This is a genomic window from Demequina litorisediminis, assembly GCF_030161615.1.
Classification (GTDB): Bacteria; Actinomycetota; Actinomycetes; order Actinomycetales; family Demequinaceae; genus Demequina; species Demequina litorisediminis.
In genome coordinates this window covers 1,743,699-1,767,247 of the sequence record NZ_BSUN01000001.1, presented here as the reverse complement: position 1 = coordinate 1,767,247, position 23,549 = coordinate 1,743,699, and the positions used below count along the sequence as shown (strand labels likewise).

The following is a 23,549-nucleotide window of genomic DNA, read 5'->3' as shown; positions in this document are numbered from 1 at the left end:
AGGAGTCTACGGTGGCGTCACGCTCACACCCTCCTGCCTCGCCCTGCCGCCGTGGCGGGCCGTCCGATGCGGAACAATGGTGGCGTGAGCTCTGTCCCCCCTGTGACCGCTGACGGTCCGTTCACCACGTTCTCGCGCGACCAGTGGGCCGCGCTCGCGGACTCGACACCGCTGCCGTTGACGCATGGCGACATTCGCAGGGTGCGCGGCCTTGGTGACCCGATCGACCTCACCGAGGTGGACCGCATCTACCGTCCGCTGTCGCGCCTGCTCGACCTGTATTCGGGCGCGGTGGGCACCCTTCACTCGGCCACCAGCGCCTTCCTGGGTGAGTCCGCGCGGCGCACCCCGTACGTGATCGGCATCGCCGGTTCCGTCGCGGTGGGCAAGTCAACCACGGCGCGTGTCCTGCGTGGTGATGGCCAGGTGGCCGCACTCCCCTCGCGTCGAGCCTCATCACCACGGACGGCTTCCTGCACTCCAACGCGGTGCTCGCCGAACGCGGCCTGCTGCAGCGCAAGGGCTTCCCTGAGTCCTATGACCGTCGTGCGCTGCGCCAGTTCATTGCCGACGTGAAATCGGGCGTGGAAGAGGTCAGCGCGCCGGTGTACTCGCACATCACCTACGACATCGTCCCCGGTGAGCGCGCCGTGGTGAGGAGCCCCGACATCCTCATCGTCGAGGGCCTCAACGTGCTGCAGCCCGCGAGCCCTCGCGACCTGGACGAGACCGCACTGGCCGTGTCCGACTACTTCGACGTGTCGATCTACGTGGATGCCGAGCCCACGGACGTGCGTCGCTGGTACATCGACCGCTTCCTCGCCCTGCGCTCCACAGCGTTCTCGCGTCCCGACTCGTACTTCATCAACTACGCGGAGCCTGTCCGACGAGGAGGCGACCGAGCGCGCGGGCCAAATTTGGGATGCGATCAACGCGCCCAACCTGGCGCGCAACATCGCCCCCACCCGCTCACGGGCCACGATCATCCTGTCCAAGGGCAGCGACCACCAGATCGAATCGGTCCACATGCGCAAGGCTGTAGGCGGCCGATGCCGGTGCTGGCAGGGCGCGAAGCGCCCCTGCCGGGCCTGCCGCTCAGGCGGGGCGACGCGCGACCACGGTGAACGTGGTGGGGATTCGCTCTCGCAGTGGCGCCGGATAGGCGAAGTCTCCGTCCGGAAGGCTCCTCCATGAGCGGGCTGAAGCGCCACGGAAGGGTGTCTCCCTCGTCGAAGGCTTCGATGGCGAGCCCCGCCGCAAGGAGGGCGGTCATGACCTCCGCGAGGGAGTGCGGGTACTCGAGGGTGCGAGGGCTGGAGACGACACCGTCGCCCACGTAGGTCGACTCTTCGACCCATTCGAGCGGCTCGCCGTTGGGGAAGTACCGGTAGCCGGTGACGAGGCCGTCGGCGCTCTCGTCGAGGGCGTAGAGGGCGGGGTGTCCGTCCCGGAGGTAGAACAGCGCGCCTGGCCGCAGTAGTGCGTGCACCTGCGCGGCCCAGCGGTCCAGGTCCGCCAACCACGTAATGGTGCCGATCGACGTGTAGACCAGGTCAAAGTCGCCCTTCACCGCGGCACGGGCGTCGAGCACGTCGGTCTGGACCCAGGTGGCCGCGAGGCCCAGTCCCTCCGCGAGGTCCGCAGCCGCCGCGAGCGCGGAGGGCGAGAAATCGACGCCCGTCACGCGCGCCCCCGCGCGGGCCAGCGACAGCGTGTCCGTGCCGATGTGGCACTGGAGGTGGCAGACGTCGAGCCCGGCCACGCCATCGGCCAGGAAGGGTCCAAGCGCCGCCAGGTCGGTCCGCACCACCTGGCTGAGATGGCTCGGGTCGTCTCGGAGTGCGTCGAGACCGTACGCCGCCACGTGGAGCGGGACACGCGCCTCCCAGTTCGCGAGGTTGACGGCCCGTGCCTCGTCCCAGCCGATGCCCATCTGTGCGTCGCTCATGAGGCGACGCTAGTGCGCGGGGGCGCCTTGGAGCACGCCCAGTGCCTAGTTGTCGTCTCCGGGGTCGTCGTCGTGCGGCTCGCCGTCGCGGCGCCGACGCGTGATGGGCAACTGGCCCGTGATCGCCTCCCGGCGCTCCGCGCGATGTTCCTTGCGCTCCTCGCGGTGACGCTCGAGTTCCTCCTGGCGCGCCCGCTCCTCCGGAGTGAGGGACTCCTCGATGTCGCTCGCAAGGTCGGGAAGTTCCGGCTGGCTCAGGCCGAACCAGCCAAGGATCCTGTCCACGAAGAAGCCCAGCAGGATGCCTGCCGCGACTCCCACCGCGATGGACATCAGCAGGTTGTCCTCGGGGAAGATGGCGCCGGCGATGGTGCCCAGCAGGATGCTCCACAGGGCCCAGATGGTGACGGCCACCGCGTCCACGCCCATGAACCGCCGGTGCGGGAAGCGCAGCGCCCCGGCGGTGAGGTTGACGACCACGCGGCCCATGGGGATGAAGCGCGCGGCGATGATGAAGGTGGTGCCGCGCTTTTCCACCTGCGACTCGGCCCAATTCAGGGCGTGCAACCAGCGGCCGCGCTTGAAGATGCGCCAGCGGCGCACGTCCGCCCGTGCTCCGATGAGATAGGCGAGCCTGGTCGCCCAACCAGGCGCCCACCGCGGCACACAAGAAGACGATGATAAGGATGGGCGAGCCGGTCTGAAGCGAGGCCGTTGCCGTCGCGATGACGACGGACTCGCTGGGGACCACGGGGAAGACGCCGTCGATGAGAGACAGCGTCAGCACGCCGGGGTAGATCCACAGAGACTCGGTGAGGGCGAGGATGAACTCCTCCACCATCGACGAGAAGTGCAGGATCCAATCGGTGAAGGGGTGGTCGGTCACCGCTTCAGTGTTCCAGTCTGTGCACCGCGACGCGATGGGGAGATCCCCTGATCCGGGGCCTCCATCAGGACGACCTGCGCCGCGATCAGGACAGTGCCAGGCGTTCGGTCACCACCGCGGCCAGGGCGTCGGCGTGACGCTGGGCATCGGCAGCGGTCGAGGCCTCGACCATGACCCGCACCAGCGGCTCGGTGCCCGACGGGCGCAGCAGCACTCGTCCGGATTTCCCCAGTTCCCTGCGGGAGGCGGCGACGGCCTGCTGTACGCCGGCGTCCGTGTGGACGCGACTGCGGTCCACGCCTGCAACGTTGACGAGGATCTGGGGCAGCGTCTCGATGGCGGCGCACTGGTCTCGCAGGGGTCCAGCCTCGCGCACCCGCGCGCCGATCAGGAGCGAGGTGAGGACGCCGTCGCCAGTCGTGGCGTACTCCGCGACGATCACATGGCCCGACTGCTCTCCCCCGAGGCTGTAGCCGCCCTCGCGCATCGCCTCGAGCACGTAGCGGTCGCCCACGGCGGATTCGATGATGGTGATGCCTGCGGCGTCCATCGCGCGGTGGAGTCCGAGGTTGCTCATCACCGTGGCGACGAGGGTGTCGTGGTACAGGCTGCCTGCGTCCTTCATGGCGATCGCAAGGAGCCCCATGATCTGGTCTCCGTTGACGAGGGCACCCGTGTGGTCGACGGCGAGGCAGCGGTCGGCGTCACCGTCATAGGCGATGCCGAAGTCTGCGCCCTCGGCCACCACCCGGTCCTGGAGCGCTCCCATGTGGGTCGAGCCCGCCTGGTCGTTGATGTTGAAGCCATCGGGGGCGTCATGGAGGGCAATCACGGTCGCGCCCGCGGCCTCAAGGGCCTGCGGACCCACGGACGAGGCCGCACCATAGGCGGTGTCCACCACGATGGTGAGGCCGGTCAGCGGCTCCTCCGCTCCGGCGAAGGATCGGACGGCTGCGACGGCGTGCTCGACGTAGTCGGCGGCCAGCGGAGCGGCGTCGGTGATGGTGCCCACCGCGGCGCCAGTGGGGCGCTGCCACGGCGAGCGCAGCCCCTCCTCGATGAGATCCTCCACCGCGTCATCAAGTTTGTGTCCGCCGCGGGCGAAGAACTTGATGCCGTTGTCGGGCATCGGGTTGTGCGATGCGGAGATCACGACCCCAAGGTCGGCCTCGACGGCATCGGTCAAGTAGGCGACGCCAGGCGTGGGGACCACGCCGACGTCGAGCACGTCGACCCCCGCGGACGCGAGGCCCGCGGCGACGGCGTGCGAGAGGAACTGGCCGGACACGCGTGTGTCACGGCCCAGTACCGCCTTGGGCCGGTGTCCCGAAAATTCGCCACGTTCGGCGAGGACACGGGCCGCAGACACGGCGAGGTCCACGGCCAGGCTCTGCCGTGACAACACGGTTAGCCAGGCCGCGGACCCCGTCCGTGCCGAAAAGTCGCGCCATGCGCTCTTCTGGTTAGCGCTTCGAGTACTGAGGAGCGCGGCGGGCCTTCTTGAGACCTGCCTTCTTGCGCTCGACGACGCGGGCGTCACGCGTGAGGAAGCCAGCCTTCTTCAGCGTGGGACGGTTGGTCTCCTCGTCGATCTCGTTGAGAGCGCGGGAAACGCCGAGACGCAGCGCGCCGGCCTGACCCGAGGGGCCACCACCGGTGATGCGAGCGTGGACGTCGAACTTGCCCTCGATGTCGAGCAGGGCGAACGGCGAGTTCACGAGCCTGCTGGTGCACCTTGTTGGGGAAGTAGTCCTCGAGGGTGCGGCCGTTGATCTTCCACTGGCCGGAGCCGGGAACCAGGCGCACGCGGGCGATGGCCTCCTTGCGGCGACCGAGGCCGGCGCCGGGGGCGATGGCCGAGGTGCCCTTGCCACGCTCAGGAGCGGACTCGGAGGTGTACTCGGTAGGGGTGTCGTTCTCGACGGTGTCAGTCACGTCTGCCACTTCAATCAGTCCTTGTGTCCGTACGCGCTTTACTGCGCGACCTGGGTGATCTCGAACGCCTGCGGCTGCTGCGCGGCGTGGGGGTGCTCAGAGCCCGCGTAGACCTTGAGCCTGGACAGCCTGGGCACGGCCGAGCTTGGTGCGGGGCAGCATGCCCTTCACCGCGTTCTCGATGACGCGCTGCGGGTTCTTCTCGAGCAGGCTCGCCGATCGGAACGGCCTTCAGACCGCCCGGGTGGCCGGAGTGGCGGTAGACCATCTTGTCGGTCAGGCTTGGAGCCCGACAGGGAGATCTTGTCCGCGTTGATGACGATGACGAAGTCGCCGCCGTCGACGTGGGGCGCGAAGGTCGCCTTGTGCTTGCCGCGGAGCAGCGAAGCGGCCTGAGAGGCCAGACGACCGAGAACCACGTCAGTAGCGTCGATGACGTACCAGTTCTTGGTGACGTCACCCGGCTTGGGAGAATACGTACGCACTGTGAAGCCTTCTTACTCGTGAACGGTGGGCGGCGCGAATGCACCGCTGAAGTTTCGGTCGGCGGGTCCTGCGGAGGCGAGTGGGAGACACTTCCAGCCGGAACGCACAACGACAGATGATTCTACCGGCGTGGTGCCTTGACGGTCAATTCGGATGTGCTTGTTGTCTGCCGAACTGTACTGTCGCCCCATCATCATCCCCCGGAGGTGCCCATGACGTCCACGCGTCCCCTGCTCGTGCTGCACGTCAGCGATGCCCGGCCGCACGCCCCCGGCTATCAGCAACTGCTCGACGAACTGAACGCCGCGACGCTCGCCGCGGTGACCGGGGCGGGTTGGGAGCCCACGCTCGTTGCGACGGCTCACGCGGATATGGAGGAGGTCGTGGCAGTCGCCCGGAAGGCCGATGCTGTGGTCGTCATGGGAGGCGAGGACGTCACGCCCGCGCTCTATGGCGCCACGGAGGACTATCCCGGCGGCGGCCACCACGTCCTGCACTCCGACGAGGTACTGCTGGCGGTCATCCGCGACGCCATCGCCCGACGCTCACCACTGCTCGGGATCTGCCGGGGCCACCAACTGCTCAACGTGGCGTGTGGCGGCACCCTGGTGCAACACATGGAGGATCACGTCCGGCAGGGCGCGGACGCCTGGGTGCTCACGGAGCTCGGTGAGGACGCGACCGTCACGCCCGGCGCGCCCGTCTGGTGCACACATCATCAGGCTGTCGGGGACGTCGGCGAGGGCCTCACGGTGGTGGCACGCGCCGCCGACGGCGTGGTCGAGGCGCTCGAGCACGCCGACGCCCCGGTGTTGGGCGTGCAGTGGCACCCCGAGCATCCCGCCGTCGCGGCCGTCCAAGTCCCCGCCCTTCTCGAGCGGGTCACCGCGCGCGCGACGGTCTAGTCGACGGGTTCTCTGCGCGCCCGGGTGAGTTCGGCGCGCGAGGCGAGATCCGCGTCGGCCGGGTAGGAGACCTGCTCCAGGGTGAGGCCGTGTGCTGGGGCCACCGCGACACCCTGCGCGCGCGCGTCGAGAGCCGCAGCGGCGGCGAGCCAGTTCAGGTCCCGCCTGCCCTGGCCGACCGGCAGCACCGCTCCCACCAGCGACCGGACCATCGAGTGGCAGAACGCGTCGGCGCGCACGGTGGCGACGACGAGGCCCTGGTCGGGGCCGTCGAGCCTGCGCTCCCACGAGAACTCCACGAGATCCCGAATGGTGGTGGCGCCCTCGCGCGCCTTGCAGAAGGCCGCGAAGTCGCGCAGCCCGGTCAGCGTGGCCGAAGCCTCATTCAGCGCCGAGACGTCCAATCCGTGGTCATGCCACAGGACGTGCCTGCGGGTCAGCGGATCCCGCAACTCCCGCTGGTCGCAGACGCGGTACGCGTAGCGGCGCTGGGTGGCGGAGAAACGGGCGTCGAAACCCTCCGGGGCCACCGACGCCTCAACGATCACGACGTCGTCCGGCGTGGTGCCCTGGAGACGATCACGCAGCCCCTGAGCAGGGCTACGGTCCGACCGCCCCGGCATCCGCTCCCACGCCTCGGCGGGAAGGTCGACGTGCGCCACCTGGTGACGCGCGTGCACCCCGGCGTCGGTACGGCCCGCGACGGTGAGCCGATGCACGCCGGGCTCGCCGGTTGAGGGTTCGCGGACGATGCGCCCCAGCGCCTCCTCCAGCACCCCCTGCACGGTCCTCAGGCCCGGTTGGGTGGCCCATCCGGCGAAGTCCGTGCCGTCATACGAGAAAACGAGACGGGCCCGCACGACCTGGCTGGAAAGGCTCGGTCATGCGGGCCCGTCTCGTCGTCGGCGTCAGCGAGGAGTCGCCTCCACGCATCGGCCTTCTGAATTACTTGTCGTCGCCCTCGGCGGCAGCCTCGGTCTCGACGGCCTCGGTGGCCTCGGCCTCAACGGCGGGCTCCTCGACCTTCTCGGCCTTCGCAGCCTTCTTGGGGGCAGCCTTCTTGGTGGCCTTCTCCGCCTCGGCCTTGACGGCCTTCTTGGCGGGCGCACCGAACTCGACGAGGCTCGATCACGGCCATGGGGGCGTTGTCACCCTTGCGGTTGCCGATCTTCGTGATGCGGGTGTAGCCACCCTCGCGCTCAGCGAAGCCGGGGCCGATCTCGGTGAAGAGCGTGTGGACCACGCCCTTGTCCGAGATGATGCCGAGGACCTTGCGGCGCGAGGCGAGGTCGCCACGCTTCGCGAAGGTCACGAGGCGCTCGGCGTAGGGGCGCAGGCGCTTGGCCTTGGTGACGGTGGTGGTGATGCGACCGTGCTCGAAGAGGCTCTGCGCGAGGTTCGCCAGGATCTGACGCTCGTGCGCGGGGCCACCGCCGAGACGGGCTCCCTTAGTGGGGGTAGGCATGGTGATTCGTTCTCCTAGTTACTCGTCGCTGCCCGAGAAGTACACGCCCTGGGACGCGCCGCCGTACTCGACGCCGCCGTCCTTGAGCGAGAAGCCCAGGCTCCGCGAGCTTCTCCTTGACCTCGGTGATCGACTTCTGCCCGAAGTTGCGGATGTCCATCAGGTCCGCCTCCGAGCGGGCGGTCGGCTCGCCCACGGTGTGGATGCCCTCGCGCTTGAGGCAGTTGTACGAACGCTGCGTGAGGTTCAGGCTCCTCGATGGGCTGGTTGTAGTCCTCTTCGAGCGACTCGTCGGTGTCCGACGGGCCGATCTCGATGCCCTCGGCGGCCTCGTTGAGGCCACGGGCGAGCGAGAAGAGCTCGACCAGGGTCGAACCGGCCGACGCGAGCGCGTCACGGGCCGAGATCGAGTTCTTGGTCTCGACGTCGATGATCAGGCTCGTCAAAGTCGGTGCGCTGAGCCACACGGGTCGCCTGGACCTTGTAGGTGACCTTGAGCACCGGCGAGTAGATCGAGTCGACGGGGATCTGACCGATCTCCGCGTCGTAGGCTCTTGTTCATCGAGGCGGGCACGTAGCCACGGCCGCGCTCGACGGTCAGGCTCGACCTCGAAGCGCGCCTTGGCGTTGAGCGTCGCGATGTGCAGGTCGGGGTTGTGGATCTCCACACCGGCCGGCGGCGCAATGTCGGCGGCGGTGACGGCACCGGCACCCGACTTGCGCAGGTACATGACGACGGGCTCGTCGTGCTCCGAGGAGACGACCAGGTTCTTGAGGTTCAGCAGGATCTCGGTGACATCCTCCTTGACGCCCTCGATGGTCGAGAACTCGTGGAGAACACCCTCGAAACGCACCGAGGTCACGGCCGCGCCCGGGATGGACGACAGCAGCGTACGGCGCAGCGAGTTGCCGAGCGTGTAGCCGAAGCCCGGCTCAAGCGGCTTGAGGGAGAACTGCGAACGGTTGTCCGAAATGACCGTCTCGGTCAAGGTGGGACGCTGTGCGATCAGCACTGTTCATTTCCTTTCCGAGCACCCGCTATTTGATGCTCGCAAGTCCTGACGAATTGGTCCGCCAGGGTGGAGGTTCTTCAGTTGAAAGGATCCCGTCCGCGGCCGATGCACGTGGCACCGGCCGCCGACGAGTAGGCGGGGTCGCGGGGTGCCCTTGCGGACTCGCGGCCCCTGTTCGCTAGTTGCGGCGACGCTTGGGCGGGCGGCAGCCGTTGTGCGCCTGCGGGGTGACGTCCTTGATGGAGGTCACCTCGAGGCCAGCGGCGGTCAGCGAGCGGATCGCGGTGTCGCGACCAGAGCCCGGGCCCTTGACGAAGACGTCAACCTTGCTCATACCGGCGTCCTGCGCACGGCGAGCGGCGGCCTCGGCGGCCATCTGCGCGGCGTAGGGGGTCGACTTACGCGAACCCTTGAAGCCCACCTGACCGGAGGACGACCACGACACCACGGCGCCCGAGGGGTCCGTGATCGAGATGATCGTGTTGTTGAACGTCGACTTGATGTGCGCCTGACCGTGCGCGACGGTCTTCTTGATCTTCTTGCGCGGCTTACGAGTGGGAGCGGCCATGGGTTACTTCTTCTTTCCGGCGACGGTCTTCTTGCGGCCCTTGCGGGTACGCGCATTGGTCTTGGTGCGCTGTCCACGGACAGGCATGCCACGACGGTGGCGCAGACCCTGGTAGTTACCGATCTCCACCTTGCGGCGGATGTCGGCCTGCACCTCGCGGCGCAGGTCGCCCTCGACGGTGAAGTTGGCCTCGATGTAGTCACGGAGGGCGACGAGCCTGCTCGTCGCTCGCGTCCTTGACACGCAGATCCTCGCTGATGCCGGTGGCGGCGAGAATCTGCTGAGCGCGGGTACGGCCGACGCCGTAGATGTACGTGAGTGCGATCACCATGCGCTTTTCGCGCGGGATGTCGACACCGACAATGCGTGCCATATGTCTTGCTTCTACTCCTCAGTAGTCGGAGGTCTGACGCTCATACGTCCCGCGAGTTCTGGTGCGGGCCCCGGCCTCCGAGCCGGGGGATTGCCCCTGAGGGCTGTATGAGCGCGGTCTGTTCTGGGTGTGTCTAGCCCTGACGCTGCTTGTGGCGCAGGTTCTCGCAAATGACCATGACACGGCCATTGCGACGGATCACCTTGCACTTGTCGCAGATGGGCTTGACGCTGGGCTTAACCTTCATGATTCCTTCATTCGCCTCGAGACGTCCTGACGCGGACGCATCGGACGACGATCACTTGTAGCGGTAGACGATGCGGCCGCGGGACAGGTCATACGGGCTCAACTCGACGACTACACGGTCCTCAGGGAGGATCCTGATGTAGTGCTGTCGCATCTTGCCCGAGATGTGCGCGAGGACGAGGTGCCCGTTGGTCAGTTCCACTCGGAACGACGCATTGGGCAGCGCCTCGACCACGGTGCCTTCGACCTCGATGACTCCGTCTTTCTTGGCCATGGACTCCACTCACGTTGGTTGACTGGTGTGAGGGCGCGCTAAAACGCCCGACGATCTACTATACGCGAGTGTCGCGCTTGACTCAACCGCGAGTGCCGAACTCAGCGGTAGTTGTTGCGGAGGCGCTGCACGGCAGCCTCCGCAATCAGCGACAAGCGGTGGTCCGAAAGCTTGCGCACGACGGACGACGGGGTGCGAGGGTTGGCCAGCAGAGCCATCAGCACGTCCGGGGAAGAATCGTACCCGAGAGAGATCAGCGCGCCCGCCGGGGTGTCTGCGCGGCCGGCAACAGTGGCGCGTACTTGGGGGTCGCGATGGACCGCGAACCGCAATAGGCTCCTCGTGGGGGAGGTCCTCAGCGCGCGCGGCCAGGACCTCATCAGCGCTTTGGCGCATCGGTGACATGCTCACGCCAGCGTCCCTCCCTACGACCTCGTTGTGGACACATGGTAATCCGTGGTGCCCCGTCGCGCCCCTGGTTGTGAGCAAGCCGACACGGCGGGCCGCGCCGTGCCGCGCGCATCGGACGGATCACGCCGGACGAGTGCGGCCGATCGACGGGCGCGGGGCAAGGGTATGCGGTGCGTGGCGCCGGGCGGGGCGCGCGCCATCGTCTGGGCCCTGCGCGGGGACGGCGGCCTCGGCGTGAAGCGTCAGCGCCGCGGCGGTGCCGCGGGCAAACGGAGCGCCGATGTCCTCCGCCGTCCCCTCGACGATCGCGGCCGCGCGCTCGTGCACCATCCTGCTCGCGATGTGGCGCACCTCCTCGCGTCGATGGCCCAGCAGACGCTCCACGAGATCGAGCGGGGTGTGCTCGTTGCGCGCTACCGCCTTCACCACGTGCGGATCGCGATCGCCAGCGAGGTGTTCGAGGACCGTGCGGCCCGCGCGCGGATGAGAGGCGACCGCGATGCGCACGAGGGGTCGGGAGTCGTGGGCGAGGGCAGCAAGCACGCCGAAGGGGCAATCCAGGCGCCGAGCGACGGCCTCCCGCACCGCGGTGTCACGGTGCTGAGAGAGCGCGGCGACCTTCTCGCGCGACAGTTCCGCGCCGCTAGCAAGGTGAAGGCTCAGGAGATTCGGCGCGCCCTCGGCCACTCAGTGCGAGCCCGGAACTCGCCATATAGGCGCGAGACCATGACCCATCGTCGTCCCGCGTGCTCATGCGTCCTCCTCGGCCTGTAGTGAACCGAAGATACGGACTGCACGTGTCGAAAACATGGCCGGACGGCCCGCGCGACATGAACCTCTGATGACGGTTCAGTTCGCGGTGTCACCGATGCCTCTGCCGCGCTACGCCCCAGGGATGCGGAATCCCCGTATGGGTGCCGTGCGCGTCGGGTGCACCTGCTCTGTTGACGCGGGTGCGGCCGACGGGATCGCGGCTCCAGGGAAGCCGATGACCACACGGTCCTGGATCTCCGGCGCGGCGGGCATATGCACGGGGGTGCGGGCGTAGGTCCCGCGTCGTTCAGCCGAGCGGCCGCCGCCGAGCGCACCTCCCCGCGGCGGTGGAACGCGAGGCGCTCGACCAAGACGGGCGCCAGCGCAGGGTTGCGCAGGAGGGCCTCGAGGACGGGGACGTGCTTGTCCCCCACCAGGTGTTCCATGATCGGCACCGTCGACGTGGGGTTGGCGGCAATCGCCGCCCTGACTTCGGTGCTTCGGTCATGCGCCAACGTCACCATCAGGCCCAGCGGGAGATCATGCCGAGCGGCGATCGCCTCGCGCACCAGCACGTTCTTGCTGGTGGCGAGCACCGCTACCTGCGTGCGATGCAGGTCCGGTTGCGCCGCCTGTTCGACCTCGGCGCTTGCTCCCGGTGCGTAGTTGAACCCTCGTGCCACGACCCCTCCACGTGAGAACCCCGCACGGGGTGCACGTGGCCCTCATGGCTCACGCTAGGAGCCGGGCGTTGCGACGGCGTGGCCCCCACGTGAAACCTACGTTTCGCGCCGTCGGGTGCATCACACCTCGCCGGAGCGGGGACGCGAGTTAGGGCGCGACAGGGATGACGCCGAGGGGCTCCAGTTGGGAGCGACCGCCGTCGGTGGCCGTCAGCACCCAGATGCCGTCCTCGTGGATCGCGATGGAGTGCTCCCAGTGCGCACCGCGCGAGCCGTCGGCCGAAACGACCGTCCAGTGGTCGTCGAGGACGCGCGAGTCACCCGTACCGATCACCAGCATGGGCTCGATCGCGACGCACATGCCTGGCTTGACGCGCGGATGCCTGCCACGGGTCCGGTAGTTCATCACATCGGGCGCCTGGTGCATCGCGGTGCCGATACCGTGCCCCACGTAACCCTCGAGCGGGTGGAGACCCGCGGCATCGGCCACATCCTCGATGGCGGCCGAGACATCATCGAACCGCTGAGCGGTGGCGAGTGCGGCGATGCCTGCCCACAGTGACCGCTTGGTCGCGTCGATGAGCCGCTGGTGCGCTCCCGAGATCTCGCCGATGGCGAATGACACCGCCGAGTCGCCGTGCCAGCCGTCCACGATGGCGCCACAGTCGACGGAGACCACGTCCCCGTCTCGCAACACCCGGTCGCCAGGGATGCCGTGAACGATTTCCTCGTTCACGGAGATGCAAGCGACCGCGGGAAAGCCGTGATAGCCGAGGAAGTTGGACGTGGCGCCCGCCTCCTCGATCACGGCGCGCGCGGCGGCGTCGACCTCACGGGTCGTCACACCGACCGCAGCGGTCGCGCGTGCGGCAGCGAGGGCCCGCTCGACGATGACGCCGGCGCGAGCCATGACCCGCATCTCCTCGCGGGTCTTGTACTCGATGCCGCGGCTCACGTTAGCGAGACTCGACGGCGCCGACGATGCGGTCGGTCACCTCGGCAACCTCACCAAGGCCGTCGACCTGGACGAGAAGCCCGCGGCCCTCGTAGAAGGCGGTCAGCGGCGCGGTCTGGGTCGCGTACACCTCGAGGCGCTTGCGGATCACCGGCTCGGTGTCGTCGGCACGGCCCTCGATCTCCGCACGCTTCAGGAGGCGAGCGGTCACCGCATCGGCATCGGCCGTGATCTCGATGGCCACGTCAAGCGTGACACCGAGGTCACCGAGCATGCCGTCGAGGCTCGACAGCCTGCTCGGGGTTGCGCGGGTAGCCGTCCAGCAGGAAGCCGTCGGCGACGTCGTCCTGCGCAAGGCGGTCGCGCACCATGGCGTTCGTCACCTCGTCGGGCACGAGCGCGCCCGCAGACATGTACTCCTGTGCCTGACGGCCGAGGGCGGTTTCACCCTTGACGTTGGCGCGGAAGATGTCGCCCGTCGAGATCGCGGGAACGCCGTAGCGCTCGGCGAGGAGTGCGGCCTGAGTGCCCTTGCCGGCGCCGGGAGGGCCGAGGAGAACGGTACGCATTATCGGAGGAACCCTTCGTAGGCTGTGCTGCTCGAGCCGCGACTGGATGCGCTTCACGGTGTCAAGACCCACACCCACAAGGATCAGGATCGACGACCCTCCGAAGGGAATCGACGTGCCAAGACCGAGGGCGACGAAGGCAACGGTGGGCACCAGGGCCACGACCGCGAGGTACAGCGAGCCCGCCGCGGTGATACGCGACAGCACATAGGACAGGAAGTCGGCGGTCGGCTGTCCCGGACGGATGCCGGGGATGAAGCCGCCGTACTTCTTCATGTTGTCCGCGACATCGTTCGGGTTGAACGTGATGGCGGTGTAGAAGTACGCGAAGAAGATGATCAGCAGCACGTACAACGCGATGTTGAGCGGTGCGCCGGGGTCCGCGACATGGTTCTGCAGCCAGATCACCCAGTCGGCGGGGTTGTTGCCCGAGAACTGGACAATCACGGTCGGCAGCGTCAGCAACGACGACGCGAAGATCACCGGGATGATGCCGGCCATGTTGATCTTCATCGGAATGTAGGTGGAGGACCCGCCCAGGGTGCGGCGGCCCACGACGCGCTTGGCGTACTGCACCGGGATACGGCGCTGGGACTGCTCGACGAAAACGACGGCCGCGATGATGACCAGCACGAGGAGCGCGACCAGGATGGTGTTACGCACACCGTCCGACGAGTTCCAGATCGTCGAGGCGGCGCCGGGGAACGACGCGGCAATCGACGTGAAGATGAGGAGCGACATGCCGTTGCCCACTCCGCGCTCGGTGATGCGCTCGCCGAGCCACATGACGAGGACCGTACCGGTCGTCATCGTGAGGATCATGATCGCGATCACGTACCACGAGTCATTCGGGATGATCGGGTAGGAGCAGCCGGGGAAGAACACGTCGTTGCGAGCAAGCGTCACGTAGGACGCCGACTGCAGGGCGGCGAAGCCAAGCGTGATGTAGCGCGTGTACTGCGTCGCTTGGCCTGGCCCTCCGGGCCCTCCTTGTAGAGGGTCTCGAAGCGAGGGATCAGCACGCGCAGCAGCGCACCATGATCGACGCGGTGATATACGGCATGATGCCGAGCGCGAAGACCGACAACTGCAGCAGCGCGCCACCGGAGAACATGTTGAGGATCTGGAAGGCGCTATTGGACGAAGCCGTGTTCGCACACAACTCGACGTTCTCGAAGGCGACTCCCGGCGTCGGGATAGCCACGCCCATGCGGTAGACCGCGATGATGCCCAGCGTCAACAGGAGCCTTCTTGCGCAGATCCGGGGTACGGAACGCGTTGGCGAAGCCTCTCAGCATTGATCCTCCACTAGTGGGTTCCGGCAGTGTGCCGGAGAAAAGCATAGGGCGGGCCGCACCGTGGTGCGGCCCGCCCTAGACTCTAGCCCTCGTTGACCGAGCCGCCTGCGGCCTCGATCTTGGTCTTCGCGGACTGCGAAACCTTGTCCGCGTCCACGACCGTCACCTTGACCGAGATTTCGCCCTCGCCCAGCACCTTGACGGGCTGGTTGCGACGGACGGCACCCTTGGCGACGAGGTCGGCCTTGGTGATCTCTCCACCCTGGGGGAAGAGTTCACCGATCTGGCCGACGTTCACGACCTGGAAGACGACCTTGTTGCGGTTCTTGAAGCCGGGCAGGCTTCGGAATGCGCATGTGGATGGGCGTCTGACCACCCTCGAAGCGCTCGGGAACCTGGTAACGAGCACCGGTGCCCTTGGTACCGCGACCAGCGGTCTTACCCTTCGATGCCTCACCACGACCCACGCGGGTCTTCTTGGTGTGCGCACCCTCGGCGGGGCGCAGGTGGTGCATCTTCAGGGTCGTCACCTTGGCAACGGGCTCGTCGGCCTTCTTGGCCGCAGCCTTCTTGGCAGTCGCCTTCACGGCCGGCTTGTCCTCGGCAGCAGCCTTGGAAGCGGTCGCCTTCGAAGCGGCAGGCTTCTTAGCAGCCGGCTTCTTCTCGGCGGCAGCCTTCGAAGCGGCAGGCTTCTTAGCAGCCGGCTTCTTGGCTGCGGGCTTCTTCTCCGCAGCGGCCTCGGCAGGAGCGTTCTTCTCCTCAGCCATCACTCAACCTCCTCGACCGTCACCAGGTGGGCGACAGCCTTGACCATCCCGCGGATCTCGGGACGGTCCTCCTTGACGACGATGTCGCCGATGCGCTTCAGGCCGAGCGACCGAACGGTCTCGCGGTGCTGAGGCTTCACGCCAATCGTCGACTTCTTCTGCTGAACCTTGAGGCGTGCCATCACTTCACTCCCGCTGCCTGTGCACGGAGCATCGCGGCCGGGGCCACATCCTCGACGGCCTTGCCGCGACGTGCGGCCACCGCCTCGGGCTGCTCGAGCGACTTCAGGGCCGCGACGGTTGCGTGCACGATGTTGATCGCGTTCGACGAACCGAGCGACTTGGACAGGATGTCGTGAACGCCGGCGCACTCCAGCACGGCGCGCACGGGACCACCCGCGATCACACCGGTACCGGGGGACGCGGGGCGAAGGAACACGACACCCGCTGCGGCCTCACCCTGCACGGCGTGCGGGATGGTGCCCTGGATGCGCGGAACGCGGAAGAAGCTGCGCTTGGCCTCTTCGACGCCCTTGGAGATTGCCGCGGGCACCTCCTTGGCCTTGCCGTAGCCCACGCCCACGTTGCCTTCGCCGTCGCCGACGATCACGAGAGCGGTGAAGGCGAAGCGACGACCACCCTTCACGACCTTCGACACGCGGTTGATCGTGACGACACGCTCGATGAACTTGTTGTCAGGCTCGTTGCCGCGACGGTTGTCGCGACGGTTGCTGTTGTCAGCCATACGAATACCTCCTCGGCCGGGCCCTACAGGGCCAGGCCGCCCTCTCGTGCGCCGTCCGCGACCGCGGCAACGCGACCGTGGTACTTGTTGCCTCCGCGGTCGAACACCACGGTGTCGATACCGGCAGCCTTCGCACGCTCGGCAACAAGGCGCCCAACCTTCGAGGCCTTGGCAGTCTTGTCGCCCTCGAGTGCGCGGACATCGGCCTCGAGGGTCGATGCCGACACGAGGGTCTTGCCGATCGTGTCGTCCACCACCTGCGCCACCATGTGACGCGAGGAGCGGGTGACGACCAGACGGGGACGAGCAGTCGTGCCCGAGATCTTCTTGCGCAGGCGGAAGTGGCGGCGCTTGCGCTGAACCTGCTTCCCCTTGCCCTTGATAGTGATAGCCATGGCTACTTACCCGTCTTTCCAGCCTTGCGGCGAACCTGCTCGCCGGCGTAACGCACACCCTTGCCCTTGTACGGCTCGGGCTTGCGAATCTTGCGGATGTTGGCGGCGACCTCGCCGACCTGCTGCTTGTCGATGCCCGCGACCGAGAACTTGGTCGGGCCCTCGACGGTGAACGTGATGCCCTGCGGCGGCGCGATCACGACGGGGTGCGAGAAGCCGAGTGCGAACTCGAGGTCCGAACCCTTGAGGGCGACACGGTAACCCGTGCCGACAATCTCGAGCTTCTTCTCGTACCCGTTGGTGACGCCCTCGACCATGTTGGCGATCAGCGTGCGGGTCAGGCCGTGCAGGGACTTCGAGAGGCGCTCGTCATCCGGGCGCTTGACCTCGACGCCCTCGTCACCGTGCGACACGGTGATCGGCGCGGCAACGGTGTGCGACAGGGAACCCTTGGGGCCCTTGACGGTCACAACCGCGCCATCGATGGTGATGTCCACTCCGGCGGGAACCGGAACGGGGTACTTGCCAATACGCGACATAGTGCTCTTCCTTTCCGGTTACCAGACGAACGCGACGACCTCGCCGCCGACGCCCTTCTTTTCGGCCTCGCGGTCAGTCAGCAGACCGGAGGAGGTGGACAGAATCACGACGCCAAGTCCGCCGAGAACCTTGGGCAGGTTCGTCGACTTCGCGTACACACGCAGGCCCGGCTTGGACACGCGGCGCACGCCCGCGAGCGAACGCTCACGGTTGGGGCCGTACTTCAGGGTCAGGGTGAGGGTCTTGCCCACCTCGGCGTCGGCAGTTTCCGAGCCGGTGATGTAGCCCTCCTGCTCCAGGATCGTGGCGATGTTCGCCTTGAGCAGGTGCGGCATCGACACGGTCTCGTGGTACGCCGCGTTCGCGTTACGCAGACGCGTCAGCATGTCTGCGATGGGGTCAGTCATCGTCATGAGTGTTGAACTCTTCCTCGCCGTGGTTTCCGCTGATCTCAGCGGACCTGTGGCGTAGTGGTTTTACCAGTTGCTCTTGGTGATGCCGGGAAGGCTCACCAGCGTGTGCCATCTCACGGAAGCACACACGGCAGAGGCCGAACTTGCGGTACACCGAGTGCGGACGACCGCACTTCTGGCACCGGGTGTAGGCGCGGACGGCGAACTTCTGCTTGCCGGCGGCCTTGTTCTTCAGGGCAGTCTTCGCCATGTCACTTCTCCTTGAACGGGAAGCCCAGCTGCTTCAGCAGCGAGCGGCCCTCGGCGTCGGTCGTCGCGGAGGTCACCACAGTGATGTCCATGCCGCGGACGCGGTCGATCTTGTCCTGATCGATCTCGTGGAACATCGACTGCTCCGTGAGGCCGAACGTGTAGTTGCCGTGGCCGTCGAACTGCTTGGGGCTGAGCCCACGGAAGTCGCGGATACGGGGAAGGGCGATCGACAGAAGACGGTCGAGGAACTCCCACATGCGGTCGCCGCGGAGCGTCACGTGAGCACCGATCGCCTGTCCCTCACGCAGGCGAACTGCGCGATGGACTTGCGGGCGGCGGTCACGGTCGGCTTCTGGCCGGTGATCGCGGTGAGGTCGGCAATCGCGCCCTCGATCAGGCTTCGAGTCCTTGGCGGCCTCGCCGACGCCCATGTTGACGACGACCTTGGTGAGGCCAGCAACCTGGTTGATGTTCTCGTGACCGAACTCCTCGCGGAGCGCAGCGATGATCTCGGAGCGGTACTTCTCCTTGAGACGCGGCTGGGTCGTGGCGGTGGTCATTCGACGTCCTTACCCGAGCGCTTGGCCACGCGCACACGCTTGGTGCGGGTGCGACCGTCCTGCTCGACCTCCTCCGTGCGGAAGCCCACACGGGTGCCCTTCTTGGACTCCGGGTCGACGAGCATCACGTTCGAGACGTGCATGGCAGCCTCGGTGGTGATGATGCCGCCCGACTGCTGGTCGCGGCGGGTGCCCGGCTTGATGTGCTTGGTGACGCGGTTGATGCCCTCGACGACCACACGGTCGGTCTCGGGGTTCACCGAAAGCACGCGGCCCTGCTGGCCACGGTCACGTCCCGTGATGACGACCACGAGGTCGCCCTTCTTGATCTTCGCCATCAGATGACCTCCGGTGCCAGCGAGATGATCTTCATGAACTTCTTGTCACGCAGGCTCGCGACCCACGGGGCCGAAGATGCGCGTGCCGCGGGGCTCGCCCGAGTCGGCGTTCTTGAGGATCACTGCGGCGTTCTCGTCGAACTTGATGTACGAACCGTCCGGACGGCGGCGCTCCTTAGCGGTGCGCACGACCACGGCCTTGACGACATCGCCCTTCTTGACGTTGCCGCCGGGGATGGCGTCCTTGACGGTGGCGACGATGGTGTCACCGATGCCGGCGTAGCGGCGCTTCGAGCCACCGAGCACGCGGATGACAAGAATCTCCTTGGCACCCGTGTTGTCGGCGACTCGCAGCCGCGACTCCTGCTGAATCATGTCTGTCTCCTGTCGTCTGGTTCTCGACGGGTCTCACCCGCCGAGCCTGGTCGAACGTTAGTTACTTGGCCTTCTCGACGATTTCGACCAGACGCCACCGCTTGGAAGCGGACAGCGGACGGGTCTCCATCACGACGACGAGGTCGCCGATGCCGGCGGTGTTCAGGCTCGTCGTGAGCCTTGATCTTGCTGTTACGACGGAGGACCTTGCCGTAGAGGGGGTGCTTGACGCGGTCCTCAACCTCAACGGTGATGGTCTTGTCCATCTTGTCGCTGACGACGTAGCCACGACGCGTCTTGCGGTACGCGCGGTGCTCGGCGGTCGCCGTGCTCTGCTTCTTGGTTGCCATGACTCCTCGAAATTCCTTACTCGGCCGACGCCGACGGAGCGGTGCGGATGCCGGCTCACGCTCGCGCAGGATCGTGTAGATACGAGCGATGTCGCGCTTGACGGCCTTGAGACGGCCGTGGTTCTCCAGGCGGCCGGTGGCCGACTGGAAGCGGAGGTTGAACAGGCTCCTCCTTGGCCTTGCGGAGGCTCCTCCACGAGGCGCTCGTCCTCCATGGCGTCGAGGCTCGGCGGGCATCAGGTTCTTGGTACCGATAGCCATCAGATGTCACCACCCTCACGGGTCACAAAACGGGTCTTCATGGGCGGCTTGTGCTGCGCGCGGCGGAGGGCCTCACGGGCCAACTCCTCGGGCACACCGGCGAGCTCGAACATCACGCGTCCGGGCTTGACGTTGGAGACCCACCACTCGGGCGAACCCTTACCGGAACCCATGCGGACCTCGGCGGGCTTCTTGGTCAGCGGGCGGTCGGGGTAGATGTTGATCCACACCTTTCCACCACGCTTGATGTGACGCGTCATGGCGATACGAGCCGCCTCGATCTGGCGGTTCGTGACATACGCGGGCTCGAGAGCCTGGATGCCGTAGTCGCCGAACGTCACCTGGGTACCGCCAGTCGACATACCCGAACGCTTCGGGTGGTGCTGCTTGCGGTACTTCACACGACGGGGAATAAGCATGATGCTTAAGCCTCCTTCTTGGCCTCGGCCGGAGCCTCGGCTGCGGGAGCCTCGGCCGAACCGGAGGCGGACTGCTGCTGGCGGTCGCGGGGGCCACCCTCGCGACGCGGGCCACGGCCGTCACGGCGGCCGCCACGCTGGGGACGGGGGCCTTCGCCTGCTCGGCGGCCCACTCCTTCTCCGTCATGTCGCCCTTGTAGATCCAGACCTTGACACCGATCTGACCGAAGGTCGTACGCGCCTCGAAGAAGCCGTAGTCGATGTTGGCACGGAGGGTGTGCAGGGGCACACGGCCCTCGCGGTAGAACTCCGAACGCGACATCTCGGCGCCACCAAGACGGCCCGAGCACTGCACACGGATGCCCTTGGCACCGGCGCGGAGCGCGGACTGGATGCCCTTACGCATGGCGCGACGGAACGCGACACGCGAAGCGAGCCTGCTCGGCAATGCCCTGGGCGACGAGTGAGCGTCGACCTCGGCGTTCTTGACCTCGAGGATGTTGGTGAACCTGCTTGCCGGTCAGGCTTCTCGAGGTTGGCGCGCAGGCTTGTCGGCCTCGGCGCCGCGGCGACCGATGACGATGCCGGGACGCGCGGTGTGCAGGTCGACGCGCACACGCTCACGGGTGCGCTCGATCTCGACCTTGGACACGCCAGCGCGCTCGAGGCCCTGCGACATCGGCTTGCGGATCTTGACATCCTCGTCCACGTAGTCGCGGTAGCGCTCGCCCTTCTTGGTCGAGTCCGCGAACCAGCGCGAGCGGTGGTCGGTGGTGATCCCCAGGCGGTAGCCGTGCGGGTTGATCTTCTGACCCATTACTTGGCCCCTTCCTTGACGGCGGCGGGCTGAGCGACGACCACGGTGATGTGGCTCGTGCGCTTCAGGATCCGGTTGGCACGACCCTGAGCGCGCGGCTGAATGCGCTTCATGGTCGGACCCTCGTCCACCGTGATCGACTGGATAACGAGCTCGCGCTCGTCGAAACGCTCACCAGCAGCGTCGGCCTTGACCCGCGCGTTGGCGATCGCCGATTCGATGAGCCTTGCGCACATCCTCGGCGACGGCCTGGGGCTGGAACTTCAGCGAGGCGGCGGCCTCGACAGCGTTCTGCCCGCGGACCAGGTTCACGACGCGGCGAGCCTTCTGGGCGGTCACGCGAAGGTATCGCGTCTGCGCCTTGGCTTCCATCAGTAACTCCTCTTACCTACGCTCGGGCGCCTTAGCGGCGGCCCTTGCGGTCGTCCTTCACGTGGCCCTTGAACGTGCGGGTGGGCGCGAACTCGCCCAACTTGTGACCGACCATCGACTCGGTGACGAACACCGGGACGTGCTTCCGGCCGTCGTGCACGGCAAAGGTGTGACCCAGGAAGTCCGGCGTGATGACGCTACGGCGCGACCAGGTCTTGATGACGTTCTTGGTACCCGCATCGTTCTGGGCGTCCACCTTCTTCTGCAGGTGGTCGTCGACGAAGGGGCCCTTCTTGAGACTGCGTGGCATTCTTCAGGCTCCTTAGCGCTTCTTGCCAGTACGACGGCGGCGGACGATGAGCCTTGTCGGACTCCTTGCCCGGCTTGCGGGTACGGCCCTCGGGCTTGCCCCACGGCGAGACGGGGTGGCGACCACCGGACGTCTTGCCCTCACCACCACCGTGCGGGTGGTCGACCGGGTTCATGACGACACCACGCACGGTCGGGCGCTTGCCCTTCCAGCGCATACGGCCGGCCTTACCCCAGTTGATGTTGGACTGCTCGGCGTTACCCACCTCGCCGATGGTCGCGCGGCAACGCGCGTCGACGTTGCGGATCTCGCCGGAGGGCATGCGCAACTGCGCGAAGCGGCCCTCCTTGGCAACGAGCCGCACCTTGGCACCCGCGGAACGGGCGATCTTGGCGCCGCCACCGGGCTTGAGGCTCGATGGCGTGGATGACCGTACCGACCGGGATGTTACGCAGCGGCAGGTTGTTGCCGGGCTTGATGTCGGCGCCGGGACCGGCTTCGACAACGGTGCCCTGCGACAGGCTTGTCCGGCGCGATGATGTAGCGCTTCTCGCCGTCCGCGTAGTGCAGCAGCGCGATGCGCGCCGTGCGGTTGGGGTCGTACTCGATGTGCGCGACGGTCGCGGGGACGCCGTCCTTGTCGTGACGACGGAAGTCGATCACGCGGTAGGCGCGCTTGTGACCGCCACCCTGGTGACGGGTGGTGATACGGCCGGTGTTGTTACGGCCGCCCTTCTTGTGCAGAGGACGGGTCAGCGACTTCTCGGGGGTCGAACGGGTCACCTCGACGAAGTCGGCGACCGACGAGCCACGGCGGCCCGGCGTCGTCGGCTTGTACTTGCGAATAGCCATGGTTGCTTGAGTCCTTTACCTAGCCCACGTGGCCCGAGAAGATGTCGAGTGCCTCGCCGCCACCGACGGTGACGATCGCGCGCTTGACGTCCTTACGCTTGCCCATCCCGAAGCGGGTGCGGCGCGTCTTGCCCTTGCGGTTGATGGTGTTCACCGAGACGACCTTGACGTTGAAGATCTGCTCAACGGCGATCTTGATCTCGGTCTTGTTCGCCCGGGGGTCGACCTCGAAGGTGTACTTACCCTCGTCCATGAGCGAGTAGGCTCTTCTCCGACACGATCGGACGGATGAGGATGTCGCGGGGGTTCTTGTTCAGGGTGCTCACTTGGTCTCCTCCGCCTCGGACTCGGTGGCGACAGCAGTCGCCGACTTACCCGTGGCAGGGCCGGCCAGGAACGCCTCGAGCGCGCCAGCAGTGAAGACGGTGTCGTCGTTCACCAGGACGTCGTAGGTGTTGATCTGGTCGACCGCGATGACGTGGATCCACGCCGCGTTACGCAGCGACTTGAACGCAAGGCTCGTCTCCGCGCTCGAGGACCACCAGGGCGCTGCGGCCGTTGGTGAGGTTCGAGACGGCTTCGAGGGCCTGCTTGGTCGAGGGGTCTCGCCCGCGATGACGCCCTGGAGGACGTGCACGCGGCCGGCACGGGCCCGGTCAGAGAGGGCACCGCGGAGGGCGGCGGCCTTCATCTTCTTGGGGGTGCGCTGCGAGTAGTCGCGCGGCTGGGGGCCGTGCACCACGCCACCGCCAGCGAACTGGGGTGCGCGGATCGAGCCCTGACGGGCACGACCGGTGCCCTTCTGCTTGTAGGGCTTCTTGCCACCACCCGCGACTTCACCGCGGGTCTTGGTGGCGTGAGTGCCCTGACGGGCGGCGGCGCGCTGGGCGACGACGACCTGGTGGATCAGGGGGACGTTAGTGACGACGTCGAACACCTCGGCGGGAAGGTCAGCAGTGCCGGCCTTCTTGCCTGCGGCGTCGAGAACGTCGACGGTCTGGGTCTCAGCCATGGT

At 67.1% G+C, this 23,549-nt stretch carries 27 protein-coding genes and 16 pseudogenes; 3 read left to right on the top strand and 40 right to left on the bottom strand.

Annotation, left to right across the window (positions count from 1 at the left end; genetic code table 11):
• Positions 1 to 66: 66 nt before the first annotated feature.
• Positions 67 to 1,035 (top strand): annotated as a pseudogene (coaA, locus tag QQK48_RS10980) (type I pantothenate kinase); the annotation flags it as partial.
• Here coaA and QQK48_RS10975 read toward each other — a convergent pair.
• The 5 genes and pseudogenes from QQK48_RS10975 to rplM form a co-directional block, all read right to left on the bottom strand.
• The gene (locus QQK48_RS10975; protein ID WP_284329376.1) at positions 983 to 1,933 is read right to left on the bottom strand and encodes a class I SAM-dependent methyltransferase; all 951 of its coding nucleotides are present in this window, start codon (positions 1,931 to 1,933) and stop codon (positions 983 to 985) included. The pseudogene coaA and the gene QQK48_RS10975 overlap by 53 nt on opposite strands.
• 60 nt (positions 1,934 to 1,993) lie before the next feature.
• Complete coding sequence (locus QQK48_RS10970) at positions 1,994 to 2,614, bottom strand: DedA family protein (protein ID WP_284328475.1); 621 nt, start codon at positions 2,612 to 2,614, stop codon at positions 1,994 to 1,996.
• A gap of 305 nt (positions 2,615 to 2,919) precedes the next feature.
• Positions 2,920 to 4,285: pseudogene (glmM, locus tag QQK48_RS10965) on the bottom strand (phosphoglucosamine mutase).
• A gap of 12 nt (positions 4,286 to 4,297) precedes the next feature.
• Positions 4,298 to 4,778 (bottom strand): annotated as a pseudogene (gene rpsI / locus QQK48_RS10960) (30S ribosomal protein S9).
• 29 nt (positions 4,779 to 4,807) lie between these two features.
• Positions 4,808 to 5,254, bottom strand: a pseudogene (gene rplM, locus QQK48_RS10955) (50S ribosomal protein L13).
• Positions 5,255 to 5,467: 213 nt separating this feature from the next.
• On the opposite strand from rplM, the gene QQK48_RS10950 reads away from it, so the two are divergent.
• Entirely contained in the window at positions 5,468 to 6,160 is a 693-nt protein-coding gene (locus QQK48_RS10950) for a gamma-glutamyl-gamma-aminobutyrate hydrolase family protein (protein WP_284328474.1), read from the top strand.
• Here QQK48_RS10950 and QQK48_RS10945 read toward each other — a convergent pair.
• The 10 genes and pseudogenes from QQK48_RS10945 to QQK48_RS10900 form a co-directional block, all read right to left on the bottom strand.
• Positions 6,157 to 7,020 (bottom strand): tRNA pseudouridine synthase A, encoded by an 864-nt coding sequence (locus QQK48_RS10945; RefSeq protein WP_284328472.1) that lies wholly within the window; start codon positions 7,018 to 7,020, stop codon positions 6,157 to 6,159. The two genes, QQK48_RS10950 and QQK48_RS10945, sit on opposite strands and share 4 nt — an antisense overlap.
• 85 nt (positions 7,021 to 7,105) lie before the next feature.
• Positions 7,106 to 7,625 (bottom strand): annotated as a pseudogene (gene rplQ, locus QQK48_RS10940) (50S ribosomal protein L17).
• A complete protein-coding gene (locus tag QQK48_RS10935; protein ID WP_284328471.1) occupies positions 7,609 to 7,821 on the bottom strand; it encodes a DNA-directed RNA polymerase subunit alpha C-terminal domain-containing protein in 213 nt (70 codons plus the stop codon). Before QQK48_RS10935 ends, rplQ begins: the two are co-directional and overlap by 17 nt.
• Positions 7,822 to 8,041: 220 nt before the next feature.
• A pseudogene (locus QQK48_RS10930) lies at positions 8,042 to 8,638 on the bottom strand (DNA-directed RNA polymerase subunit alpha); the annotation flags it as partial.
• A gap of 178 nt (positions 8,639 to 8,816) precedes the next feature.
• Positions 8,817 to 9,206, bottom strand: a complete 390-nt coding sequence (gene rpsK, locus QQK48_RS10925) for a 30S ribosomal protein S11 (RefSeq protein ID WP_061963598.1) — start codon at positions 9,204 to 9,206, stop codon at positions 8,817 to 8,819.
• 3 nt (positions 9,207 to 9,209) lie between these two features.
• Positions 9,210 to 9,579: pseudogene (gene rpsM, locus QQK48_RS10920) on the bottom strand (30S ribosomal protein S13).
• Between the two features lie 133 nt (positions 9,580 to 9,712).
• Complete coding sequence (gene rpmJ, locus QQK48_RS10915) at positions 9,713 to 9,826, bottom strand: 50S ribosomal protein L36 (RefSeq protein ID WP_062069916.1); 114 nt, start codon at positions 9,824 to 9,826, stop codon at positions 9,713 to 9,715.
• A 51-nt stretch (positions 9,827 to 9,877) separates the two neighbouring features.
• Positions 9,878 to 10,099, bottom strand: a complete 222-nt coding sequence (gene infA / locus QQK48_RS10910) for a translation initiation factor IF-1 (protein ID WP_061960952.1) — start codon at positions 10,097 to 10,099, stop codon at positions 9,878 to 9,880.
• A 101-nt stretch (positions 10,100 to 10,200) separates the two neighbouring features.
• Entirely contained in the window at positions 10,201 to 10,431 is a 231-nt protein-coding gene (locus QQK48_RS10905) for a hypothetical protein (RefSeq protein WP_284328470.1), read from the bottom strand.
• A 199-nt stretch (positions 10,432 to 10,630) separates the two neighbouring features.
• Positions 10,631 to 11,197 carry a hypothetical protein gene (locus QQK48_RS10900; RefSeq protein ID WP_284328469.1) on the bottom strand — a complete coding sequence of 189 codons (567 nt, stop codon included), beginning with the start codon at positions 11,195 to 11,197 and terminating at the stop codon, positions 10,631 to 10,633.
• Between the two features lie 413 nt (positions 11,198 to 11,610).
• Here QQK48_RS10900 and QQK48_RS10895 point away from each other — a divergent pair, with 413 nt between their 5' ends.
• Complete coding sequence (locus QQK48_RS10895; protein WP_284328467.1) at positions 11,611 to 11,961, top strand: hypothetical protein; 351 nt, start codon at positions 11,611 to 11,613, stop codon at positions 11,959 to 11,961.
• A 133-nt stretch (positions 11,962 to 12,094) separates the two neighbouring features.
• On the opposite strand, the gene map is transcribed toward QQK48_RS10895, so the two are convergent.
• The 25 genes and pseudogenes from map to rplD form a co-directional block, all read right to left on the bottom strand.
• Entirely contained in the window at positions 12,095 to 12,901 is an 807-nt protein-coding gene (gene map / locus QQK48_RS10890; protein ID WP_284328466.1) for a type I methionyl aminopeptidase, read from the bottom strand.
• A 1-nt stretch (position 12,902) separates the two neighbouring features.
• A complete protein-coding gene (locus QQK48_RS19940; protein WP_348523590.1) occupies positions 12,903 to 13,175 on the bottom strand; it encodes a nucleoside monophosphate kinase in 273 nt (90 codons plus the stop codon).
• Positions 13,165 to 13,470, bottom strand: coding sequence for a nucleoside monophosphate kinase (locus tag QQK48_RS19935; protein WP_348523589.1), 306 nt, complete (start codon positions 13,468 to 13,470; stop codon positions 13,165 to 13,167). Before QQK48_RS19935 ends, QQK48_RS19940 begins: the two co-directional genes overlap by 11 nt.
• Positions 13,470 to 14,768, bottom strand: a pseudogene (secY, locus tag QQK48_RS10880) (preprotein translocase subunit SecY). Before secY ends, QQK48_RS19935 begins: the two are co-directional and overlap by 1 nt.
• 82 nt (positions 14,769 to 14,850) lie before the next feature.
• Positions 14,851 to 15,535, bottom strand: a pseudogene (gene rplO / locus QQK48_RS10875) (50S ribosomal protein L15).
• Positions 15,535 to 15,717: a 50S ribosomal protein L30 gene (rpmD, locus tag QQK48_RS10870; protein WP_084077270.1), complete on the bottom strand. Its 183-nt coding sequence runs from the start codon at positions 15,715 to 15,717 to the stop codon at positions 15,535 to 15,537. The pseudogene rplO and the gene rpmD overlap by 1 nt, the downstream one beginning before the upstream one ends.
• A complete protein-coding gene (gene rpsE, locus QQK48_RS10865; RefSeq protein ID WP_284328465.1) occupies positions 15,717 to 16,280 on the bottom strand; it encodes a 30S ribosomal protein S5 in 564 nt (187 codons plus the stop codon). The genes rpmD and rpsE overlap by 1 nt, the downstream gene beginning before the upstream one ends.
• Before the next feature lie 23 nt (positions 16,281 to 16,303).
• A complete protein-coding gene (gene rplR / locus QQK48_RS10860; RefSeq protein WP_284328464.1) occupies positions 16,304 to 16,675 on the bottom strand; it encodes a 50S ribosomal protein L18 in 372 nt (123 codons plus the stop codon).
• Between the two features lie 2 nt (positions 16,676 to 16,677).
• Positions 16,678 to 17,214 (bottom strand): 50S ribosomal protein L6, encoded by a 537-nt coding sequence (rplF, locus tag QQK48_RS10855; RefSeq protein WP_284328463.1) that lies wholly within the window; start codon positions 17,212 to 17,214, stop codon positions 16,678 to 16,680.
• Between the two features lie 18 nt (positions 17,215 to 17,232).
• Positions 17,233 to 17,628 (bottom strand): 30S ribosomal protein S8, encoded by a 396-nt coding sequence (gene rpsH / locus QQK48_RS10850; protein ID WP_284328462.1) that lies wholly within the window; start codon positions 17,626 to 17,628, stop codon positions 17,233 to 17,235.
• 63 nt (positions 17,629 to 17,691) lie between these two features.
• A pseudogene (locus QQK48_RS10845) lies at positions 17,692 to 17,878 on the bottom strand (type Z 30S ribosomal protein S14).
• Position 17,879: 1 nt separating this feature from the next.
• A complete protein-coding gene (gene rplE / locus QQK48_RS10840) occupies positions 17,880 to 18,440 on the bottom strand; it encodes a 50S ribosomal protein L5 (protein WP_431308333.1) in 561 nt (186 codons plus the stop codon).
• Positions 18,437 to 18,778, bottom strand: coding sequence for a 50S ribosomal protein L24 (gene rplX, locus QQK48_RS10835; protein ID WP_284328460.1), 342 nt, complete (start codon positions 18,776 to 18,778; stop codon positions 18,437 to 18,439). The genes rplE and rplX overlap by 4 nt, the downstream gene beginning before the upstream one ends.
• Positions 18,778 to 19,153 (bottom strand): annotated as a pseudogene (gene rplN / locus QQK48_RS10830) (50S ribosomal protein L14). Before rplN ends, rplX begins: the two are co-directional and overlap by 1 nt.
• A gap of 61 nt (positions 19,154 to 19,214) precedes the next feature.
• Positions 19,215 to 19,503, bottom strand: a pseudogene (gene rpsQ / locus QQK48_RS10825) (30S ribosomal protein S17).
• Between the two features lie 69 nt (positions 19,504 to 19,572).
• Positions 19,573 to 19,740: pseudogene (rpmC, locus tag QQK48_RS10820) on the bottom strand (50S ribosomal protein L29); the annotation flags it as partial.
• A gap of 23 nt (positions 19,741 to 19,763) precedes the next feature.
• Complete coding sequence (gene rplP / locus QQK48_RS10815; protein WP_284328459.1) at positions 19,764 to 20,183, bottom strand: 50S ribosomal protein L16; 420 nt, start codon at positions 20,181 to 20,183, stop codon at positions 19,764 to 19,766.
• Positions 20,184 to 20,418: 235 nt separating this feature from the next.
• A pseudogene (locus tag QQK48_RS21795) lies at positions 20,419 to 20,631 on the bottom strand (30S ribosomal protein S3); the annotation flags it as partial.
• A 72-nt stretch (positions 20,632 to 20,703) separates the two neighbouring features.
• The gene (locus tag QQK48_RS21790; protein WP_431308332.1) at positions 20,704 to 21,000 is read right to left on the bottom strand and encodes a KH domain-containing protein; all 297 of its coding nucleotides are present in this window, start codon (positions 20,998 to 21,000) and stop codon (positions 20,704 to 20,706) included.
• Positions 21,000 to 21,372: pseudogene (gene rplV, locus QQK48_RS10805) on the bottom strand (50S ribosomal protein L22). The gene QQK48_RS21790 and the pseudogene rplV overlap by 1 nt, the downstream one beginning before the upstream one ends.
• 31 nt (positions 21,373 to 21,403) lie before the next feature.
• Complete coding sequence (rpsS, locus tag QQK48_RS10800) at positions 21,404 to 21,682, bottom strand: 30S ribosomal protein S19 (protein WP_062293970.1); 279 nt, start codon at positions 21,680 to 21,682, stop codon at positions 21,404 to 21,406.
• Complete coding sequence (locus tag QQK48_RS22475) at positions 21,570 to 22,046, bottom strand: hypothetical protein (protein WP_488798422.1); 477 nt, start codon at positions 22,044 to 22,046, stop codon at positions 21,570 to 21,572. Before QQK48_RS22475 ends, rpsS begins: the two co-directional genes overlap by 113 nt.
• Positions 22,047 to 22,129: 83 nt before the next feature.
• Positions 22,130 to 22,534 (bottom strand): hypothetical protein, encoded by a 405-nt coding sequence (locus QQK48_RS22470; protein ID WP_488798421.1) that lies wholly within the window; start codon positions 22,532 to 22,534, stop codon positions 22,130 to 22,132.
• A 19-nt stretch (positions 22,535 to 22,553) separates the two neighbouring features.
• A pseudogene (gene rplW, locus QQK48_RS10790) lies at positions 22,554 to 22,860 on the bottom strand (50S ribosomal protein L23).
• Positions 22,857 to 23,546 carry a 50S ribosomal protein L4 gene (rplD, locus tag QQK48_RS10785; protein WP_284328458.1) on the bottom strand — a complete coding sequence of 230 codons (690 nt, stop codon included), beginning with the start codon at positions 23,544 to 23,546 and terminating at the stop codon, positions 22,857 to 22,859. Before rplD ends, rplW begins: the two are co-directional and overlap by 4 nt.
• Positions 23,547 to 23,549 lie beyond the last annotated feature (3 nt).

What these genes read in the sequence shown, in the direction of transcription:
- QQK48_RS19940 (WP_348523590.1), bottom strand. Translation starts at nt 13,175, where the DNA reads ATGCTCGGTGACCTCGGTGTCACGCTTGACGTGGCCATCGAGATCACG.
- rplF (WP_284328463.1), bottom strand. Translation starts at nt 17,214, where the DNA reads ATGTCGCGTATTGGCAAGTACCCCGTTCCGGTTCCCGCCGGAGTGGAC.
- rpmJ (WP_062069916.1), bottom strand. Translation starts at nt 9,826, where the DNA reads ATGAAGGTTAAGCCCAGCGTCAAGCCCATCTGCGACAAGTGCAAGGTG.
- rplP (WP_284328459.1), bottom strand. Translation starts at nt 20,183, where the DNA reads ATGCTTATTCCCCGTCGTGTGAAGTACCGCAAGCAGCACCACCCGAAG.
- QQK48_RS10975 (WP_284329376.1), bottom strand. Translation starts at nt 1,933, where the DNA reads ATGGGCATCGGCTGGGACGAGGCACGGGCCGTCAACCTCGCGAACTGG.
- QQK48_RS19935 (WP_348523589.1), bottom strand. Translation starts at nt 13,470, where the DNA reads ATGCGTACCGTTCTCCTCGGCCCTCCCGGCGCCGGCAAGGGCACTCAG.
- rpmD (WP_084077270.1), bottom strand. Translation starts at nt 15,717, where the DNA reads ATGGCACGCCTCAAGGTTCAGCAGAAGAAGTCGACGATTGGCGTGAAG.
- rpsS (WP_062293970.1), bottom strand. Translation starts at nt 21,682, where the DNA reads ATGCCACGCAGTCTCAAGAAGGGCCCCTTCGTCGACGACCACCTGCAG.
- rplX (WP_284328460.1), bottom strand. Translation starts at nt 18,778, where the DNA reads ATGGCGAAGATCAAGAAGGGCGACCTCGTGGTCGTCATCACGGGACGT.
- rplE (WP_431308333.1), bottom strand. Translation starts at nt 18,440, where the DNA reads ATGACCACCGCCACGACCCAGCCGCGTCTCAAGGAGAAGTACCGCTCC.
- rpsE (WP_284328465.1), bottom strand. Translation starts at nt 16,280, where the DNA reads ATGGCTGACAACAGCAACCGTCGCGACAACCGTCGCGGCAACGAGCCT.
- QQK48_RS22470 (WP_488798421.1), bottom strand. Translation starts at nt 22,534, where the DNA reads ATGGCTATTCGCAAGTACAAGCCGACGACGCCGGGCCGCCGTGGCTCG.
- infA (WP_061960952.1), bottom strand. Translation starts at nt 10,099, where the DNA reads ATGGCCAAGAAAGACGGAGTCATCGAGGTCGAAGGCACCGTGGTCGAG.
- rpsH (WP_284328462.1), bottom strand. Translation starts at nt 17,628, where the DNA reads ATGACGATGACTGACCCCATCGCAGACATGCTGACGCGTCTGCGTAAC.
- rpsK (WP_061963598.1), bottom strand. Translation starts at nt 9,206, where the DNA reads ATGGCCGCTCCCACTCGTAAGCCGCGCAAGAAGATCAAGAAGACCGTC.
- QQK48_RS10950 (WP_284328474.1), top strand. Translation starts at nt 5,468, where the DNA reads ATGACGTCCACGCGTCCCCTGCTCGTGCTGCACGTCAGCGATGCCCGG.
- rplR (WP_284328464.1), bottom strand. Translation starts at nt 16,675, where the DNA reads ATGGCTATCACTATCAAGGGCAAGGGGAAGCAGGTTCAGCGCAAGCGC.
- QQK48_RS21790 (WP_431308332.1), bottom strand. Translation starts at nt 21,000, where the DNA reads ATGGGTCAGAAGATCAACCCGCACGGCTACCGCCTGGGGATCACCACC.
- rplD (WP_284328458.1), bottom strand. Translation starts at nt 23,546, where the DNA reads ATGGCTGAGACCCAGACCGTCGACGTTCTCGACGCCGCAGGCAAGAAG.